Source organism: Paenibacillus sp. FSL R7-0204 (assembly GCF_038002225.1).
Lineage (GTDB): Bacteria > Bacillota > Bacilli > Paenibacillales > Paenibacillaceae > Paenibacillus_AQ.
Genome location: NZ_JBBOCA010000001.1, coordinates 1,469,461 through 1,489,853, shown reverse-complemented (window position 1 = coordinate 1,489,853; position 20,393 = coordinate 1,469,461). Strand labels below are relative to the sequence as shown.

Genomic DNA, 20,393 nt, shown 5'->3' with positions numbered 1-20,393 from the left:
TGCACTAGCGAATTCAAAACCTGTACAGGCCGCTTCCTTCCGGTTCCCGAATCCAGACCTGCATGAAACCGGGCGCTCTGTTGTCCCAGGCATAATAGGGGATGAACCTGAGCGGCCTGCCGTCTTCATCCCGGCTATGCAGCACCGTTACCCCGCCCAGCAGCTCCGGCAGGTGCTCCACCCGGAACTTAGCCCCGGCCGGAATGGAGAAGGTATCATAGGAACGCCCGACATGGTCCGCCTGCTCCAGACAATACACAACGGGTCCCCGCTGCATGGCAACCCGCCCTCTGTCCGCCTCCACCTCCGGCTTGGCCCGTACGATATTCACGGGCATATCCAGCTCAAGCACAACCTTATCTCCCCGCGTCCAGTTCCGGTCCAGCACCAGATACCCTTGATCGGTCAGGGCTTCGGGGCCGCCGATACTGATGCCCCCAGCCTCCAGCCGGTATCCCCTGCACCACTGCGGCACACGCAGCCGGATACTGAAGCGGGCATTTGCAGCAGGATTCACTTCAAGCTCAATCCGGCCCTTCCAGGGATACCGTGTACTTAGCTTCAGCCTGACGCCCAGCCCGCTGCCCAGCACCAGCTCCGCTTCGTTGTTCATATATTGATTCACCGCCAGGCCATCCTCTGTAACTGCATAGGCGTACTGGCCCAGGGATGGCAGAAAACGGGCCAGATTGGTCGGACAGCAGGAGGTTTCAAACCATGGGACACGATGATGCCCGCCTTGGGAGGCCAGCGGGTTCTCATAGAAATATTGATCCCCCGACAGGGAGATGCCCGACAAAGCGCCATTATACATTTCCCGTTCTACGACATCGGCATATTTACCGTCCCCGAACGTCAGATTCATCCGGTGATTCCAGAACACCATGGCAATGGCGGCGCAGGTCTCGCAATAGGCTGTCTCATTGGGCAGGTCATAATCGGAGGTGAAGCCTTCATTGTGCCTGGACGGCCCGATGCCGCCCGTTACATACATGTTGCGCTCCACCGTATGTGTCCAGACCCGGTGCAGAGCCTCCGCATAAGCAGAATCTCCTGAAGTATGGACAATATCCGCCATGGCCGTATACAGATACACCGCACGGACGGCATGGCCGGTGACCTGCTTAATCTCGCGGACGGGAACATCGTCCTGACAATAGGCCGGTCCCCATTCGGGATTGTCCCAGATCGCGCCCGAGCCATGGCCATGACCGCGCTCCTCCAGCAGCCACAAAGCCAGCTTCCAGTAGCGCTCAGTCTGCGTGGCGCGGTACAGCTTCACCAGCGCCAGCTCGATCTCCTCATGCCCTTCCACCCAGTGCCGCTTGCTGGGGCCGAACACCCTGTCATAATGATCGGCCAGGCGGCAGGCCACCTCCAGCAGCACACGCTTGCCGGTGGCTTCATAGTAGGCAACCGCCGCTTCGATCAGATGGCCGCCGTTGTACATCTCGTGCTTCTCCATGTCCGTCCACTTACCCTGCGGATTCTCCAGGGTAAAGTAAGCACACAGATAGCCGTCTTCTTCCTGCGCAGCCGAGATGAGCCCGATGATCCGGTCAGCCTCCGCCTCCAGCGCCGCATCCCGCTCCGACATCAGTGCATAGGCAACGCCTTCAAGCACCTTGTAGACATCTGAGTCGTTATAATATTTGCCTTCGTAATGCCCCTCCAGCAGTCCTGCGGCCTTGGCGAAATTATTGATGCGGCCGGTCTCCTCACATTTGGACAGGCAATCCGGCAGCGTGGTCTGCCGGAGCACCTTCAGGCGCGGCCTCCAGAACTCGTCATTGATGGTTACACGGGTGAAGGACACGCCTTGCCAGGCATGAATCTCCGCTTGTTGCTCTGCCATTTCTGTTCCCCGCCTCCTTTATCCTTTTAATCCCGTTAAGGTTATTCCCTCCAGGAAGTAACGCTGTCCGGCCAGAAACACAATGACGCAGGGCAGAACGACGGTCGCCGAGGCCGCCATCAGCAGATCCCACTGCGCGGTATAGGTGCCCTGGAACATTTGCAGGCCCAGAGCGAGGGTGAAGAGATGGTCGCTTTTCAGATAGATCAGCGGACCCATAAAATCATTCCAGGAGGCCAGGAAGCTGAACAAGGCCACCACGATAATCGCTGAACGGCTTAAGGGAAAGATGATCCGGGTATAGATCCGCCAATAATTCGCCCCGTCCACATAGGCGGCTTCATCGAAATCGCGCGGAATGCTCAGATAGAATTGCCGGAGCAGGAAGATGTTGAAGATTCCCCCGCCGAAGTAAGCGGGCACAATCAGCGGATACAGCGTATCGTAGAACCCCATTAACTGCCAGCCCAGAAAGCTTGGGATCATCGTCACCGCTGCCGGCAGCATCATGCTGGTCATTAGGAGAGCGAATACCGCATCCCTGCCCTTCCATTGAATCCGTGAGAATCCGAAGGCTCCGATGCTGCTAGTGATTACGGTTCCCACCAGCACGGTAACCACGATGATGAGCGTGTTCTTGAAGAAGACATCGAATGGCAGCACCGTAAGTGCCTTATGGAAATTGCCCCATTGAAACGGCTTCGGTATCCATTCGGGGGGCATGGTGAATATCTGCGATAAATTCATCAGCGAGCTGCGGATCAGCCAGACAAACGGAATGATGAACATACAGGAGATCAGGACCAGTGCCCCGTAACCTGCGGTAAGTGAAAGCTTCGATGGCCTCAAGCCCGGTCCCCCCCTTCGTAATACACCCATGACTTCGAGGTTCTGAAGACGATGAAGGTGAAGAACAGAATAATGACGAACAAGATCCAGGCCAGCGCGGACGCATAGCCCATCTCGGCATCCCGGAAGCCCGTTCTCCACAGATAAAAGACATAGAAGAGACTCTGATTATTCGGCCCGCCCTGCGTCAGAATATAAGCTTCATTGAAGACCTGAAAGGACCCGATAATGGTCATGATGGTATTGAAAAAGATCGTGGGGGTGACCATCGGCACCGTCACATGGCTCAGCTTGCGGAACCAGCCGCCCCCGTCCACCTCAATCGCTTCGTAATACTGCCGGGGGATGCCGGATAGTCCGGCGAGGAAAATAATCACCGTGCTGCCGATCCCCCATAGCGTGGTAAGTACGACCGAGGGGATCACGCTGCCTTCGCCGTACAGCCAGTTGCTGGTCGGCAGATGCAAGCGGCTCAGCAGCGAATTGATGAGGCCAAGATCGGGGTTGAGCAGCCACATCCAGATCATGGCCGAGGCCACCGCCGGAACAATGCTCGGCAGGTAGATGATCGTACGGAAGATAGCCCTTCCCTTTACATTGAGATTCAGCAGCAGCGCAATCCCGAAGGAGAGGAGAATCACCGCAGGTACACGCAGCACGACGAAATAGAAGGTGATCCCCAGCGATTTATAGAACAGCTCATCTTCACCTGAGAACAGCCGCATGTAATTATCCAGACCGGTGAAAGCGGTCTGCTCTTTGAACACATTATAGTTAGTCAGGCTGAGCACCAGGCTGGCGATCATGGGACCCAGCGTAAAAATGGCAAACCCAAGGATGGCGGGAGCGGTGAACAGCAGCCCGTAGAACATTCCTTTTCGCATACTGGCCTCCAGTCTATTCCTTGATATCGCGGCGTCCCTTAATCTGGGCCTGGACCTTTGCCGCGATGGAGTCCATCGCTTCCTGGGCAGTCTGCTGGCCGAGCCACACCTTATCCAGTGCAGGATTGACCAAGTCCATAATATTGTTGAAATTCTTCACATAGCCGGTCGGAGTCTGATGCCCTTTGGTCAGAATCACATCGACAATGGCTTCCTTATAGCCGGACGGTCTGGCGTCCAGATTCTCCGTCCATTTGGCCAACAGCGCAGGATCGGTATACCAGTCCTTGGGAGACGGCATCCAGGTTCCGGCGGTAAGCATGTCAATGGATGCTTCAGGATCAAGCAGTGCCTTCAGCAGCTCCCAGGCCTCCTGGGGATGCTTGGAGGATTTGAAGATGGAGAACATGCCGCAGACGACAGTGGTAACCGGCTCTTTCATCACTGGCATGACCCCGACATTGAAACTGAACTTGGATTGGGCCAGGCCTGCACTTGCCCATTGTCCATCCACTGTCATCGCTACCTTTTTGGTCTGGAGCGCCACATTCGTCGCTGGAATGTTCTTGGACTGTACTGGTGAAGGAGAGACATGGTGGACATTCATCAGATCGGATATTTTCTGGAGCGCCTCCACCGCCTCCGGCTGGTTCAGCCCGAAGGTTTTGCCGTCTGCAGAGATGAAATCCCCGCCGTTGGAATAGATGAAGTTGCTGTATACCCCCCACCAGGTGGAGATGTTTGCTCCATATTGCTTGATTTTTTTGGGATCGAAGTCCGGGTCTGCCGCTGTTTTTCCATTGGTATCCACCGTCAGCTTCTTGGCCACCTCAACGAATTCATCCCAGGTCCAGGCATCCGCCACATTCGACGGAGGAGGTTCAATGCCGGCGTCCTTGAAGATCTCCTCATTGTAGAACAAGGCGAAGGATTCAGGTCCGGGGCCGATTCCGATCACATTGCCCGGCTCCAGGGAATAGGTAATATTAGGAACAAGCGTATCGGGACTAATCTCGGTATCCGTATCCAGGAATTCCTGAAGATTATAGAATTTGCCCTGCTCCGCCATCGGAAAAGCAATCGTACCCGACTCCATCATGGCGATGTCAGGTACATCATTCCCGGCGACCATAGTCGTCAGCTTGGTATCATAATCAGCGGCAATATGCTGAAGCTCGACCTTAACGCTCGGATGCTTGGCCTCGAAATTCTGAATCGCTTTTTTATAAGGAGCCACTTCCTCCGGTGAGCCCCAAACAGTCATCCGCAGCTTAATATTCTCCTTCGATCCGGAATTCCCGGAAGATGCGGAAGTGTCAGGGCTTGCAGTATCTGACTTCGAGCACGCAGACAGCACAGCGGCAAGCATCAGAACCAGAGCCAATGTGATGAAGACTGATTTCCTGGGTTGCGACATATTCGGAAGCCCCTCTCGATTTATAAGTTCAACGGGTTCATAGCTGCAGTCTATGATGCCTTTATTATAAAATATAAGATAGCGCTTACATAACCCTAATCTCTTTGGATTGGTGGACCAGGATTGGCTTATAGCGGCAAAGTAATCACTACCTTCGTGCCTGTTCCCGGAGTTGAGAAGATGGATATCCCGTACTCGCCGCCGTAGGTCATCTGAATGCGGTCAATAGTATTCTTGATGCCCACGGAGGAAGATTTCTGATGCAGAATCCTGTGTACCGTCTCCGCACTCATACCACGGCCGTTGTCGGCCACCTCATAATACCGGGTTCTGCCGTTAATCCAGCCGCGGATTCCGATGAGTCCGCCAGAACCGGTCTGATCGAAGCCGTGAAGAATCGCATTCTCCACAAAGGGCTGGAACAGCAGTCTCGGCACATCGTACGCTAATAGCCGCGGGTCCATATCATACTCCACGGTGAACTTGTCCTCGAAGCGGATCGACATAATATAGAAGTAATTACTCATCCAGCTCATCTCTTCGGACAACGGTACGGCGTCCCATGTCTTCCGGGAGGTATAGTGCAGCATGTTGGACAGGCAGACAAGCATCCTGCTAAGCTCCTGCTGATCGTTCTCAATTGCCGTCCAGTTCATCACATTTAGCGTATTGTACAGGAAGTGCGGATGCATCTGCATGTTGAGCGCCTGAATCTCAGCCTCCTTCTCCTTCAGCTTGATCTCGTAATTCTCCGTCACCAGCAGGTGAATCCGGTCATTCATCCGGTTGAAGCGCTGCGTCAGCACACCGAACTCGTCATGGCTCACCACATCCACGCGGGTCTGGAAATCGCCCTCGCCTACCGATCTCATCGCGCTGAGCAGCCGCTTGATGGGCTTAGTGATTTTACCCGCAATGAAATAAGCGAAGATCAGAGCTACAATCCCCATCACTACGGCCAGTACGGTAATGGATGTCCGGATCACCGGCACCAGGGTGCTCACCAGCCCCGCCTCCGGTATCCACACCACAGACATCCAGCCGGTCACCTCTGATCGGTCAAAGCAGACGATCACCGCTTCGCCGTCCAGCTTCATTCTCCGTGCCCCGCTGTTCTCCCGCTGCAGCTCGTCCAGCCCTGCCTCCTTATAGATCTGTGCAACCTGACCCGCCTCACTGCTGGCGACTACCCTGTCCTGCGGATCAAGCACCATGTAGCGCGAGTTCCCCGGAAGGCTGTCTGCATACAAGGATTTAAGCACCTCGGATTTGAAGCTTATGGCAAGTACGGGACGTTCCACTCCGGCATCCATTTTGGCAAGCTTCGTATTGCTCAGATAGGTGAAATCCAGCAGACGTGTAGCCGAGAAGAGATAACGGAACTCCAGATTTCCGCCTTGCAGATAGGGCTGGTTGAACATGGAAGCGAACTCATAAGTCGGTATCCACACCAGCTTCCCTCCCGCCTGCCGGGCCAAACGGTATATATCCGATTGCGTCGGTTCTCCTTGAGGCAGGGGTTGTCCGAAGGTGAAGTAGGAGGTCCATAGCTGGTAGGCAAAGATATCCTGGTTCTGGGAAAAGGTTTTGCCGAGCACGGCCGTCACCTGCCGGTCGGCTGCAAACAGCTCCGCTTCATTCGTGGGGTCCAGCTGGCTAAAGATGCGGAACAGGTCCTTATCGAGGAACAAGGACATGCTGTTCTGGTCCACGATCCGCAGCTTGGTGTCCATAACTTCATTATTCTTCCTGACAATCTCATACACATTCTTCTGCGCCTGCTCTGTGATAATCTTCAGGCTGGTCCGGTAGAACAAAGCCCCCAGAACGAGCAGGGGAATGGCGATCAGCAGAATATAGCTGGCCAGCAGCCGGTAACGGAAGGTGATCTTCATGCCTCACGTTTCCTTTGCGACAGCGCGTGCTTATAGGCTTTGGGTGACATGCCGTAATACTTTTTGAATACGCGGCAAAAATATTTCGTATCCTGAAATCCGCATTCCAGAGATACTTCATATATTCGGAGCGGCTCCCCGGCGAGCAGCACCTTGGCCCGCTTCATCCGGGCCGCCGTCACCTGCTCAGAGAACGTTTTTCCCGTCCTGTTCTTGATCAGTGTACTGAAATAAGAGGGGTTAAAATGGAAATGCTCGGCTGCCCGCTCCAGTGTAAGCTCCTCCTTCATATGCTGCTGTATCCAGCTTAGGCATTCAGCGATCATGCTCTCCCCCTGATCCTGCCGGGATACGGTTAAGGCCAAATGCGCTTCCCGGAGTGCCTGCCCCAAATGGGCCACCAGCTCCGGGTACGATCGGCATGAGCGGATAAGCATCGTAGCCGTACTGGTCAGCTTCTGCTGCGCTCTCTTATCCAGAATGTCCTGATGCTCACTCCGGACCTGCAGCAGCATAAGCGATGCCTGCTCCTTCAGCAGCATAGGGCTGGCATGTCCACCGTCCGCAAGCTGGCAGAGGGCTTCCACACAAGCTTCCAGAACAAGCGCAGCATCATCCATTTTCAATGCCTCATAGACCTTGCTCCAGTCAGGAACGGCCTCACGGGAAGAAGACCTGATCTCATCTGAAAACAGCAGCCCCTGCCGGAAATCATAGAAATTGTAGCTGTTGGCCGTTCTGGCCGCCAGATAGGACCGCGGCGCTTCCTCCCGGAGGGAACGGCATTCCGGGCCAATCCCATGGGTAAGCAGTCCGGTATGCGCCCAATCCGCCGCCAAGGACTGGGTGATGGACCGGGCATCATCCCGCATGTCTCCGGTAAGAGCTTCCAGGCTAATCAAGGTAACGGCAGCAAAAGGACCGTCCTCCGTCATCCCGCTCAAGGGAATCGTGATGGCTTCCCCCCACCTGCCCCAGGCCTGCTCCAGAGCACGGATGAACATGCCGCTGTCCTGCCTCTCCCCGCTATCCTGGCAGGAGTTCAGCTCCGAATACACAGCGACACCACTCTCCCGCAGCCAATCATAACCGTTCAGCTCCGCCAGCTCGGCCAAGGACGCACTGCCGTTCAGCCAGGACAGCATGAGCCGGTTCAGGTAGGCGGAAGAAGCGAGCTTAAGCCGCTGCTGCATTTCTTCCTCTTCACGGCGCTGCCTCTGTTCCGCTGTCAGCAGATGGTCGATCCGGCTTAGGACATCCGCAACTTGGCCAATCTCCACCGGCTTCAGCAGGTAATCATAAGCCCCATAATGGACTGCCTTCTGCGCATACTCGAACAGATTGTAAGCGGATACCATTACAACCCTGGTCCGGATACCTTCAAGCTTAAGCCGTTCCAGAAATTCAAGCCCATCCATTCCGGGCATGCGGATATCCGTCAATATGGCCTCCGGGCGGTGGGCTTTCACCATTTCCATAGCCGACAAGCCATCCTTCACCGCCACCACCTGATCCTCCGGCCGAAGGCGTCCGATCAGATTGACCATCCCCCTCAGATGCCTGGGTTCATCATCTACAATCAATATTCTCAATAGTCTCAGCCTCCCCAGATTGGCTTACAGCCCCTGTCAGCCGCAGCGTTGCCCTTATTATAGAAGCCATTCCGGTTCATTCCTAGTGGATTCATATTGGAAAGGTGGATTTGAATACTTCCCTCATCGTCCTCATCGCACCAGCAGCCTGCCAACTAATTCCGAACTTTATCCGCATAAGCCCGTACCAACCTCTCCGGCACAAAAAAAAGGACCCCCATTCAGCCATTAAATGACCACAGGAGCCCTTACCCCGACCTTATCCCCGCTTCTCCCCTACTCCGCCCCTTCCCCAGCATTCCCGCCTCCCCCGGACGTATCCGGCGCATTGTTGCCGCCTGCTGCTGGCTCGGGGCTCTCCCCGCTGCCCGCATGTCCGCCTGCTCCGCCGGAACCGGAGCTGCTGTTGCCGCCGCCTGCTGGTGCGCTGTCCGCGCCGGTGCTATTCTTCTCAGTACTCAGTGAGGGGGCAGGAATCGCGATGCCCGGAGCGCTGCTGCCGTTCTCGCCGACAGGCTTGCCCTGATTGTTATAGTAGTACATCGGAACGTCACCGACTACCATCAGGTAGGAGACAGGTATCTCTGTATCCACCACCTGCGGCTCCATATCAAATGGAATGACGACGGCTACCTCGGTAACAATATGAATAAAGACTTCAACGAGAATCATATTGATTCCGGCATTCTGCTGCCTTGTGTTCAGCTCAACCTTCACTGCCCCCTGAGGCTCGACCTTGATCGGAATATCCGGACCATAGGAGGCAATCAGCGGACTGCCGAGCGCCTGCCCGAGCGGAATATATTCCGTCCGGTTGTGCAGCTCCTGCAGTGTGGACTGGATGACCTCGGCGGCCTGCGAGGTAATCCGCATATGCTCCTTGTAGTTGAGCATGAAGCCGGAGATTTTGCCGTTCTTGTCCGTCTTCCAGTCGATCAGCGCTTCTGCGTTCCCGCCATCCGCCACCTGGGACGTAATCGCCTTGTTAATCGATTCGGTTGCAATCTGCTTCACCCGGATCTGTGCGAGATGGAGAATCGGCGGCTTCAGATGCTGCTCTACATAACGAAGTCCCTGCAGCACCGCCAGAAGCAGCAGCAGGCTAAGAACGATCCAGAATCTGCCCCGTCTGCGCGGCTTCTGACCCTTGCCCCCGGCAGCTCCCTGCCGCTTCCCGTCCCTGCTGCCGAACAAGCGGAAGCCGCCGCCCCCGGACTTGCGCCAGACCCGCTGGCCCGGAGCGCCCGCTGCTCTCCCGGACGGCTTCGCTGCCTTGTAATCCGCTCCGCTCCCGTCCAGCCGGGCGCCGGACCTGGAGGGCTTAGCCACGAAGCCCCCGCTCCGCCCCCAGCTCCGGGCAGGCAGACCTGCGCCGGTTCTTGACGGCTTCGCTTCGAACCTTGCTCCCGAACCCGCGCCCGGCGGCCGGATTCCCGCTCTGGACGGTTTGGCCTTGAAAGCCTGGCGGCGCCCGTCCGGCCCCCTCAAGCCGCTTCCGCTGAAGTCCGGCAGGCGCAGACGCCCGAAGAGCGGTACGCCTGCGCTCCGTTTCCCCCATTTTCTAATTCTGCCCATGCCCTGCAGTCCCTCCCGACATTCCTGCGGTCAAGCCGCTCCCTGTATTAATAGGCTATTCGGCGCACACGCAAAATAACCCCACAAAAGTGAGGTTAGCCTTAAAGTGAAAAACCTAATGCCCCGCCCGCCTGTGCTTATCCTCCTGGAGATGCCCCCAATGCAGCCGGACAAAGATAGCGAGCAGAATCAGCATGAATACGCCATACCACAACAGAAATCCGTTCCAGTCCTCACGCGGAACAATGAGCGAGGAGCTGAGTGTACCGAACAGCCAGATGAAAGAAAGATTGCCGAGCACCGTCCCCCACACAAAAGCCGCCGGCTTCATCGGAGACACAGCTGACATCAGATTGATGATATTGCTGGGCACAATCGGAATCGTACGCAGCAGCACCAGGGTCCAGATGCCGTAACGGTCCAGATAGGTCTGCCATTTCTCATACTTCTTGAGCTTGTAGCCCCATTTGCGGTCGAACCAGTCGAAGAGATAACGCCGGAAGAGAAAATAGACAACTACCGCACCCAGGTTACAGGCCAGCCAGCTGACAGCCATCCCGCCGATCACTTCGAATACAGAGACATGGAGCACAATCAGAATCGCCAAGGGGAAAAATCCGAACAAGCTTTGCAGCACGGCAAGCGGAAAGGTAGCGAAAACAATATACGGGCCGCTAAGTCCAAGACTCTGCAGCAGCCAGTCAATCCAGGTATTGATGATCTCGGTCATAGAGCGCTCTCCTTTCCTGACTCTTAACAGCATGTAAAGGAACCGCTCATTAACGAAAGATTAATTGTTGAAGAAAAACACCCCTTGCGGGGTGTTTAAAAAACATCTAACTATTAGATTCTGCGACATAAACGTACAAGTTACAGAATTGTTGCTTATTTTCTCTCATCATAGCACACATCGGTCATCGCCGCCAGATCACTGGACCCTCCAGTTTTCACCTATGCAGAGATGCCGGCCGTCCACTCATTCACCTTGGCTTCATTGCTCTCTACCCATTCCTTGGCTGCTTCTTCAGGCGACTGTCCGCCTTGAATCTTGACCATAACCTGCTCCATATCCTCTGCGGTCCACTTGAATTGGCTCAGGAACTTGTGCACATCCGGCATATCCTCCTGGAGTCCCTTGCGGGCCATGGTGTGAATCTGCTCGGCTCCGCCATATACATTCTGCGGGTCATCCAGATACTTCAGGTCCATGTTAGCGAACATCCAGTGTGGAGTCCAGCCGGTAACTACAATCGGTTCATTCTTGTCAAAAGCCTTCTGCAGCTCCTGTGCCATCGCCGCAGACGAGCTCTCAAGCAGCGTATAATCGCTCAAGCCGTAGGCTTCGAGCGCTTTTTCCGTAGCCGTCATAATTCCGGCCCCCGGCTCAATCCCGATAATCGTCTGATTCAGAGAAGAGGCTACATCGGCATTCTTCAGGTCATCGATGGAGTTAATGTCCATATAGGCCGGAACTGCAAGACCCGTCTTCGTACCCTCCAGATTAACCCCTATATCCTCAATATCCTTGCCGTATTTCTCCAGATAAGAGGCATGCGTACTTGGCAGCCAGGCGGCTACCATAGCATCTGCGCTGCCGTCAGCAATCCCTGCCCACATCGGTCCGGCATCGACCTGCAGCATCTCCACCTTCACGCCGAGCTTCGTTTCCAGCACTTCCTTGACTACGTTAGTACTGGCGATCTCGGAATCCCAGGCTACATAAGCCAGCTTCACCGTACTGTTATTATTGGACGAACAACCCGCTACCAGAATTACTGCCAGCAGCAGCATGAGCAGCATGAGCGGTCTGCGCTTTATCGAATGAGTTCTTGTCATATTAATTATACACTCCTATCCTTGTTGTTTGGGTTTGAACAGCTTCTGGGTCAGACGATCCAGAAGGATCGCTATAATGACAATGGCAATCCCCGCCTCGAAGCCCGCACCAGTCTTGGCCTGCGATACCGCACGGTAGACATAGGCACCGACACCTTGAGCTCCGATCATCGACGAGATGACGACCATAGACAGTGACAGCATAATCGTCTGGTTAATACCAGCCATAATGGTCGGCATGGCGATGGGCAGCTGAAGCTTGAACAGCTTCTGCCCTGTCGTTGAACCGAAGGCATCCGCCGCCTCCACTAGCTCGGGCGAGACTTGACGAATACCCAGGTTAGTGAGCCGGATGGTTGGCGGAATCGCAAATATAATAGAAGCAATGACACCGGGAACAACCCCCAGCGAGAAGAATGATACGGCTGGAAGCAGATACACGAACGCCGGCATCGTCTGCATGAAGTCCAGGATTGGCGTGGCAATATTCTGGAAGGTCCGGCTCTGCGCGCATAGCACGCCCAGCGGAACCCCGATGACCACCGCCAATATGGAGGCTGTCAACACAAGGGCCAGCGACTGCATCGAAGGACCCCATAATCCAAGATTATCAATCAGGAGCAGTCCGACTACCGCAAACAGCGCCATCCGCCATTTGCCGATCCAGTAGGCCAGAGCGGCGATCAGAAGGGTCAGCACAATTGCGGGCAGGAAATTCAGCGCCGCATCAATCCCGCTCACCATTCCGCCGATCACAGCATGGATGAGATCAAATACAGGTCCGAAGTAGGTCGTTAACCAGTTTTCGATCCATTCTACGCCCTTTCCGAGCGGTATTTTGGGTAGATTCATGAACCAATTCCTCCTTCTGGAACCGCGTTACCGGCCAGGGCAGACAACACGGCCCCTTTGATCACAATCCCCTTCAGCTTCTCGCCTTCCCCCACTACAGCTACGGGCAGATGCGTCTCCGACATCAGCTCGAACAGATCGTTCAGCAGGGTATCCGGCTGAACCCGGGGAATGTCGCGGAGCATCACATCCAGGATGCTGCGGTTCTCCTTCAAGGCCTGTGAGGCATTATCCGCCGTCAAGAGACCCTGCAGCCGCATTTCATTATCGGCGACATACAAGCTGGAGACCCCGCTATCCCGCATGAGCTGCAGGGCTACCCGGGGACCGCGTTCCGGGCGGATCATTTCCGGCTGGCGCATGACATGGGAAGCGGTCAGTACCTTGGACAGATCAACATCCTCCACGAAGCGCTCAACATACTTGTTCGCAGGCTGGATAAGGATTTCTTCCGGCGATCCGATCTGGACAATGACCCCGTCCTTCATCAGGGCAATCCGGTCCCCGATCCGCAGCGCTTCATCCAGGTCATGAGTGATGAACACAATCGTCTTCTTCACTCTGGACTGCAGCTCCAGCAGCTCCTGCTGCATATCCTTGCGGATCAGCGGATCAAGCGCACTGAAGGCTTCATCCATCAGCAGGATGTCGGGATCATTGGCCAGACCGCGCGCCAGGCCGACACGCTGCTGCATGCCCCCGCTGAGCTGATCCGGACGGTGATTCTCCCAGCCCTTCAGACCCACAAGTTCCAGAGCCTCCATCGCCAGCCGAGTTCGTTTGCTTTTCTCCACACCTTGAACTTCCAGTCCGTATTCTGCGTTGGCCAGCACACTGCGGTGCGGGAACAGCGCGAACTTTTGAAAGACCATACCGATATTCTTACGCCGGAACTCCCGGAGCTGCTCGGGATTCATCTTCACGACATCCTTGCCCTTGAAGAGCACCTGCCCCCCGGTAGGCTCGATCAGCCGGTTCAATAGACGGACGAGCGTGGATTTACCACTGCCCGACAATCCCATAATGACGAATATTTCTCCTTCTTCAATGCTGAATTCGGCTTTGTTCACACCGACGGTCAGCTTGGCTTCCCGGGCGATTTTTTCTTTGGACCAGCCCTGTTCTAATAATGGAAGTGCCCGTCCTGCATCATGACCGAATACTTTGGTTAACTGTTTCACCTCTATAATTGCCATGGTGACCTCCTTCTCTCCCTTTTACTTTCGGGTTAACGCTACTGACCTAGTGTAACGGACTTACGAAAAAATACGCAAAGCTCATATTCGCTAAGAAATGAGTGTACAGTTTTAACTTTACGCACTTTACGTATAGTATACTCTGTTTAACGCCGGATTCCGTTCCGGATGAATTCTTTACTTCTTGCCGGGGATTTGATTACAATACACTAGGAGAGACATGCAGAATGTCAGCCTATTCCTCAGGAGGGACATCATGAACGATTTAGAGGGGCTTTTGCCCGAGCAAATAGAAAAAATCAGCAAAGCCCGTGAACGGGTCATCGACTCTATCGGCAAAAATATGGATTTATACGGCATCACCCTGTCCATTGGGCATTTATACGGTTACATGTATTTTAATGAGGGCCCGGTTACACTGGATGAGCTAAGCAGCACCATGGGCATGAGTAAGACCTCCATGAGTACTGGAGTACGTACCCTGCTGGATTTGAAGATGATCGATAAAGTCTGGGGCAAGGGCACCCGCAAGGATCTGTTCGAGGTGGTTCCCGACTGGCATCAGAACTTCAGCGATTACTTCTCTATTAAATGGAGAAAAGCAGTTGAAGGGAATATGACCGCCCTTAACAAATCACTCGCCGAAATCCGGCAGATGCAAACCGATTATGCGGACGAGCCCGACCTGTCGCGCCTGCTCCACACCGACGAGATCAAGATTGAGGAAGCTATCAAATATTACCGCTGGCTGCTGAAGCTGATCGAAGCGCTGGAGACCGGCAAGATCTTCGAATTAATCCCTAAAGAATAATATCAGCTATAGGCATTCAAACTATTCTGCCCAACCTGAAAAGGCTGTCACCAAAAGCCATGCAATGGCGCTTGGGACAGCTTTTTATATTTGGAGTTGAAGGAATTGAGGAGCAGGATTAACGTAAGCGCTTGGGTGGACGCTGCGTGAACGGACCGTTGTTCCAATCGCTGTTGTCCCCAGATTTGTTGATTCTCCTTAGCGGTGAAAATCCGGGGACAAAGGCGAACGCTGCCAAATGTATGTTGTTTTCCGCATACATTAGGGCCATAGGATGCTCTACCAGGAAACTATAGTTTCCATACAAGTGTCAAAACGGCCGCGACCCTTGAATCAAGGATCGCGGCCGTTGTCACATGCTATGGTGCTGTCTTTCGGCAGTTATACTACCGGCAGATCACGCCGTTTTTCTTTATTTTTACGGGTTCTCCACCAAAGTGACATCATCAATATAGATATGATTTCCTGCCTCGATGGCTGCATTCGTCTCTGCGCTGTTTCCGGGGTTCAGCCCCAGCAGAAAGACCAGATGAACACCTGCATCCGTTCCGCCGTTCATGGTGAAGGTGTAGCTGAAGCGCTGCATTTCGCCCGTTAATGCAGCGGCGGTTGTTTGCAAATATTTCGTATAATCCCCTCCAAAATGCTCGACGGCTACTTCAATCAGCCGGTTGATATCCGAACGTGCGCTGAAGTTCAAGGTGTAGCTTTTACCCTGAGCCAGCTTCAGATCCCTGTAATCTACCTGGGCGGCGTAGTTGGCAGATCCCGTGAAGGCCAACGACACCTCAAGCTCCCCATTCTGAACTGCAGCATTTCCGGCGCCCTCGAAGTACTGGGTCCAGCCCTTAAGAACCGGCTGCGCATCGAATGTGCCGTTATCCAGCGTGCCGCTGGCAGGTTCAGTACCCGGTCCGTCCGTTAACTTCCTAAGCACGATATCGTCAAAAGAAATCGTATGCGCCGTATGGTTCGCCGTCTGATCCTCACCCAGCGTCGCGCCGATCAGATAATTCAGCTTCAGCGGATTGCCGTTCGTCACACTGAACTGTGTGCTGTAAGCCGCCCATGTGGCAGTAATGTCGAACTTCGCCTGAGCCGCCTGGGCAGAGGTTCCGCTGTATTCCACGATAATCTGCCGGGGTACGGTAGACTTCGCTCTGAAGCTCAGCTCATAGGTTGCGCCGGCTTCCAGCGGAATCTTCTCCTGATAGAGCTGGGTGTGCCAGGCTTGTGACCCGGCCGCCGTGATCAGCACCTCCGCCGCTCCATCCACCACATGGAAGGACGAAGCTCCGCCTTCGCCAGACCAGGTAGACCAGCCTGAGCTGCCGCTGGTGAATGATCCGTTGACGACCAGATTGTTATCATTCGCCAATATCGTCTGAACCACACTAGCGTTGACATACCCCTCAGCTTCCACGGTAATGATATAGCTCCCCTCTGCCTGGAAGGCGGCAGGCTGAATTGTGATTGCTCCCGGCCCTACATGGTACAGCTCCGCCGCAAGCGTGGCGCCATTCACCTTAACAGACTTAATGCTGCCGGACCACTCTGTTTTCGGGATGAAGGCCAGCTCAATCGGCTGGGATACCCGGTTGGCTGTGGAATCTGCAAGCAGCTCCTGCGGCTTCGCCGGGGCGTCCTTGATCTCGAATCGCACATTGTCGATGATGATGTCATGACTCTGCGGAACACTCATTCCGCCTACCTTGCCAAGCAGGAATTTCAATGACAGCGTATCATTCGTACCCTGCCGGAATTCGAACCGGTGATGCTTCATCTCTGGTGTCAGCTCCACCGTCTTATCAATGGAAGGGGAATAGCTCGCATTCTCTGCCTTCACATTGATCTGCCGGGCCACGCTGGCACTGGCATCGAATTCAATGACATAATCGAGGCCCGCCGCTGCCTTCAGATTATTCTGGAAAAGCATCACCGAATACGCCTGATTACCGGTATTCGTAATGCTGAATTTCGCTGCTCCGTCCACCGCTGCCGCAGTGCTCTGGCCGCCGTCTTCTGTCAGCAGCCGCTCCCAGCTCGTAAGCCCGAAGCTGAAATCCCCGTTTAAGAGCGGGTAATAGGTCAGATCAGGATCATAATAGGAGCTGGTGCGTACCAGTACGAACTGGTCCAGCAGCACCGTTCCGGTGCCACCGCTGAGGCTTAGGACGAATTGTCCAAGGCGGTCGCTGGCTCCAGGGAAGTTTTTGAACACCGCTTCAGCCTGCTGATGTCCCGCACTCAGCTGTACCGGCTCCGAAGCATAGACTACGCCATCATGGCCGCGCAGTTCAACTACCGCTGTCCTTGGAGAGGAGCTATCCGCCTCGAAGGTCAGCTTGTAATCCTGGCCTTGCACCAGGAAGATCCCCTTCTGTTGCAGCGTAATTTCGCTGCCGCCAGAGTCCGCGCCTGTAATGTCCAGCTTCAGGCGGCCTTCAATGTCAACCTGCGGATTAACCTCCGCACCTCCTGAAGCATCGATATGCCAATAGCTCATCCGGTCTGGTTCGCCCAGATCGAAGCTGCCGTTATAGAGGTGGTTGCCGCTGCCGAGCGGCGTCTTGGCGCTGTCATGATCGAAGGGAATGCTATCGATTTCTTCAAGCCGTGCATTGCCAAGCCAGACTGGGGAAGCATTGGTCCCCAGATTGAACTCAATCCGCGCGGCATTGTCCGAGCTCTCCTTCATCTGGAACAGCGTCTCGTAATGCTGAAGCTGCGGGGTCAGCACCGCCTTGAACGCCGGGGAATAGGACGGGAAGCCCAGCGGTGCGCCTCCGGTCAGCCGGGCTGTGAACTCCCTGGCCGTATCCGTTCTGGCGTCGAAGCTCAGCTTGTAGAATCTGCCCTTTGCCAGCGAGACAATGGCTTGCGGCTGAATCGAATAGGCGTTTCCGCCTGGCTTGTTAATCTTCACCTTGAGGAGGTTCATGCCGCCTGCCTGCTCCAAAGACAGAGCCGCATCTGCGCCTTCATCTGTGTAGAGTACCCAGTGCGCAGTATTCGGGATGCCCATCCCCGGATCTCCCTCCACCTGCTGAGTGAACCCGCTGTTATATATGAAGTTTCCGTCCGCCAGCGGCGGCTTTGCTCCCTCCAGATAAGGCTCCTTCGCCAGCTCCACCGGTACCGGCTGCCGGTATTCGCGTCCGGTCAGCTCATAGATTCTGACATAGTCAATCTCCATGGAACTCGGAAATATTGTCTCATCCGTAGGATTACCGTCAAAGTTGCCGCCGACTGCCAGGTTCATCAGCAGATGGAACTTCTGGTTGAACGGTGCCGGATACGCATTCACCGCAGGCTGTCCGCTACTCTTGCTGTACCAGTCATTCTTGGTAGAGAACAGCACCCCGTCCACATACCAGCGGATCTCTCCCGGCTCCCATTCAATGGAGTAGGTGTGGAAGTCTTCAATAGTGGAACCGCCCGGCAGCACATATTCCTTGCCGGAATAGACATTATCCGGCCACTGGGAACCATAGTGGATCGTGCCGGCAACCACATTTGGACGGCTGCCCCAGCCTTCCATAATATCCAGTTCCCCGGAGGCCGCCCAATTGCCGTAGACATAATTCTCCGGCAGCATCCAGATCGCCGGCCACAGCCCCTTGCCTGCCGGCGCCTTCGCCCGGATCTCGAACTTGCCGTACATTTTACTGTACAGGCCGTTGGTCTTAATTCTGGTGGAAGTGTACGGCTTGCCGCCTACCGCTTCTTTGTGCGCGGTGATGATTAGTTTGCCGTCCTGTTCCTTCACGTTCTTCGCGTCATTGGTGTAGTACTCCAGCTCATTATTGCCCCAGCCCGGATTCCCGACAACGGTGCCATCACCGAGATCATAGGTCCACTTTGCGGGATCAATCACATTGTCATCGAATTCATCATTCCACACCAGACTCCACGGATCAGTGGTCGGCGCGGGTGTTGACGTGGGCGTTGGTTCCAGTGTCGGTATTGGCGTTGGTTCCGGCGTCGGCTTCGCTGTCGGCTCCGGCGAAGGGGTAACAGCCGGTGTAGCCGTCACCGTCTCCCCGCCACCGGCAGCAACAGGCGGCTGGCTGGCCTGCGGCGAGGCCAAATTCAGATTGCTGCGGCTGCCCGGCTTGAGAGCGACGCCCCCGGCCGTCACAGCCTCGGCCTGATTCAGCACAGTGCCGAAGCTGCCGCTGCCTGTAATCGTAGTGCCCCGGGCACCGGCAGTAAGGAGCAGCTCAGCCACCTGCGCCTGATTCATCAGCACCAGCTTGCCGGGAGTGCCCCAGATCAGCTTGGATAGCTTGCCTGACAAGCTCAGCGTAAGGTTGCCTCCGGCCGCATCAGCGGTGGATACCACCCCATAATTGCCAATAAGAGTGACCGCCTGCTCCCCTGCCGGGAGTACAACACCAGCGAATCCCTCCCCGGTAAGCGCCCCTTCTTCAAGGATAGCACCGGAATCAAGGTGCACCCTTCCGGCGGTTGTGGTCCCGCTGGCAACGATGCGGACGCTGCCCTTCGGCTTCGCCACCTGAACAGCCCCAAGACTGCTGTCCGTAAGGCTCACGCCCTGATCCCCGCCGCCGCGGATATAGGTGGTGCCTGTAACCTGCACCCCCTGAAGCCGGATCACTCCTTCCCCGATCCCCTCGGTAAGATAGAGATTTCCTTCTATGATAGTGTCCCTCAGTGTAATATCCTCATGGCTCAGCACCACATTGCCCTTCACCACGCCCAGCTTCACTTCCCCGGCGGCGGAGCGAAGCTCCGGCACCAGCATATCCGCCAGCTTCGCCAGTTCGGCACGTGTGATTCTCCCGTCCGGCTTGAATAAGGCTCCGGGATAGCCCTGCATATAACCGGCTGCCGTAAAAGCATCCGCCGCAGCGCTTACCGCACTATCGGCTCCCGCCAGGTCGCTATACAAGCCCTTGGCTTGACGCTCAGTCTCCAGCCTCAGTATCCGCTGCAGCGCCACAGCTGCCTCCCCGCGCTTCAGCGGAGCCGCAGGTCCGATACGCTGATCTGCATCTGCGCTCAGATACCCCGCTGCTACCGCTTTGGCAATATCGTTCTTATACCAGGCCCCCGCCGGGACATCTGCCGGAAGCACAGCCGCCATATCCTTATAGCCGAATATACGGTTGACGATTGCCGTGAATTCTGCCCGGGTTACCTGCTGCTCCGGCCGGAAGCTGCCGTCCCCGTAGCCGGAGATCACCCCGCTGCGGCTCCAGCGCTGCACAGCATGAGCCGCCCAGCTGCCCTCTTTTACATCAGTAAACGCTTTCAAACCACTAGCATCCAAGTTCCCGCCCTGCAAGGCAGCCTTAGTCTTCGCAGGCGCTGCAAGCCTGCCCTGAACAGAATTCGCCTCAGCCCCGCCGCTGCCCAGCGGGGATAGAAGTCCGGTAACGATTACAGCGGCTGCTAACAATACCGATATATTCCTTTTCATTCCGTGTATGCCTCCTCAGGATTAGAGTCTCCTCTTACCGCATTTCCATCGCCCGGCTGCCCTCAAGTTACTCTCAGATCCATCTAAAGACCCTCAAGCTCCCTGACCGAAATCGGTTTCGATTATTTCCATGCCATTCCTCTGAATACAATTAACCTTTGACTTGTTTCGGCAAGTTGAATAGA

Annotated in this window: 13 protein-coding genes; 1 reads left to right on the top strand and 12 read right to left on the bottom strand. The window is 55.3% G+C overall.

Annotation, left to right across the window (positions count from 1 at the left end; genetic code table 11):
• Window positions 1-13: 13 nt before the first annotated feature.
• From MKX42_RS06705 to MKX42_RS06655, 11 genes are all read right to left on the bottom strand, one after another.
• A complete protein-coding gene (locus tag MKX42_RS06705; RefSeq protein ID WP_340751823.1) occupies window positions 14-1,855 on the bottom strand; it encodes a glycoside hydrolase family 127 protein in 1,842 nt (613 codons plus the stop codon).
• An 18-nt stretch (window positions 1,856-1,873) separates the two neighbouring features.
• A complete protein-coding gene (locus MKX42_RS06700) occupies window positions 1,874-2,704 on the bottom strand; it encodes a carbohydrate ABC transporter permease (RefSeq protein WP_340751822.1) in 831 nt (276 codons plus the stop codon).
• On the bottom strand, window positions 2,701-3,588 hold the full coding sequence (locus tag MKX42_RS06695) for a carbohydrate ABC transporter permease (protein ID WP_340751821.1): 888 nt from the start codon (window positions 3,586-3,588) through the stop codon (window positions 2,701-2,703). The genes MKX42_RS06700 and MKX42_RS06695 overlap by 4 nt, the downstream gene beginning before the upstream one ends.
• A 13-nt stretch (window positions 3,589-3,601) precedes the next feature.
• Window positions 3,602-5,005: an ABC transporter substrate-binding protein gene (locus MKX42_RS06690; RefSeq protein ID WP_340751820.1), complete on the bottom strand. Its 1,404-nt coding sequence runs from the start codon at window positions 5,003-5,005 to the stop codon at window positions 3,602-3,604.
• A 128-nt stretch (window positions 5,006-5,133) separates the two neighbouring features.
• Complete coding sequence (locus MKX42_RS06685) at window positions 5,134-6,900, bottom strand: cache domain-containing sensor histidine kinase (RefSeq protein ID WP_340751819.1); 1,767 nt, start codon at window positions 6,898-6,900, stop codon at window positions 5,134-5,136.
• Complete coding sequence (locus MKX42_RS06680) at window positions 6,897-8,492, bottom strand: response regulator transcription factor (protein ID WP_340751818.1); 1,596 nt, start codon at window positions 8,490-8,492, stop codon at window positions 6,897-6,899. Before MKX42_RS06680 ends, MKX42_RS06685 begins: the two co-directional genes overlap by 4 nt.
• A 276-nt stretch (window positions 8,493-8,768) precedes the next feature.
• Window positions 8,769-9,605, bottom strand: a complete 837-nt coding sequence (yunB, locus tag MKX42_RS06675) for a sporulation protein YunB (RefSeq protein WP_340757630.1) — start codon at window positions 9,603-9,605, stop codon at window positions 8,769-8,771.
• 577 nt (window positions 9,606-10,182) lie between these two features.
• Entirely contained in the window at window positions 10,183-10,797 is a 615-nt protein-coding gene (locus tag MKX42_RS06670; protein WP_340751817.1) for a TVP38/TMEM64 family protein, read from the bottom strand.
• 221 nt (window positions 10,798-11,018) lie between these two features.
• Window positions 11,019-11,903, bottom strand: a complete 885-nt coding sequence (locus MKX42_RS06665) for a glycine betaine ABC transporter substrate-binding protein (RefSeq protein ID WP_340751816.1) — start codon at window positions 11,901-11,903, stop codon at window positions 11,019-11,021.
• Between the two features lie 15 nt (window positions 11,904-11,918).
• A complete protein-coding gene (locus MKX42_RS06660) occupies window positions 11,919-12,755 on the bottom strand; it encodes an ABC transporter permease (RefSeq protein ID WP_340751815.1) in 837 nt (278 codons plus the stop codon).
• On the bottom strand, window positions 12,752-13,951 hold the full coding sequence (locus tag MKX42_RS06655; RefSeq protein ID WP_340751813.1) for a quaternary amine ABC transporter ATP-binding protein: 1,200 nt from the start codon (window positions 13,949-13,951) through the stop codon (window positions 12,752-12,754). The genes MKX42_RS06660 and MKX42_RS06655 overlap by 4 nt, the downstream gene beginning before the upstream one ends.
• A gap of 256 nt (window positions 13,952-14,207) precedes the next feature.
• On the opposite strand from MKX42_RS06655, the gene MKX42_RS06650 reads away from it, so the two are divergent.
• Window positions 14,208-14,762: a GbsR/MarR family transcriptional regulator gene (locus MKX42_RS06650; RefSeq protein WP_340751812.1), complete on the top strand. Its 555-nt coding sequence runs from the start codon at window positions 14,208-14,210 to the stop codon at window positions 14,760-14,762.
• A 418-nt stretch (window positions 14,763-15,180) separates the two neighbouring features.
• Here MKX42_RS06650 and MKX42_RS06645 read toward each other — a convergent pair whose 3' ends face one another.
• A complete protein-coding gene (locus MKX42_RS06645; protein WP_340751811.1) occupies window positions 15,181-20,208 on the bottom strand; it encodes a carbohydrate binding domain-containing protein in 5,028 nt (1,675 codons plus the stop codon).
• Between the last annotated feature and the right edge of the window lie 185 nt (window positions 20,209-20,393).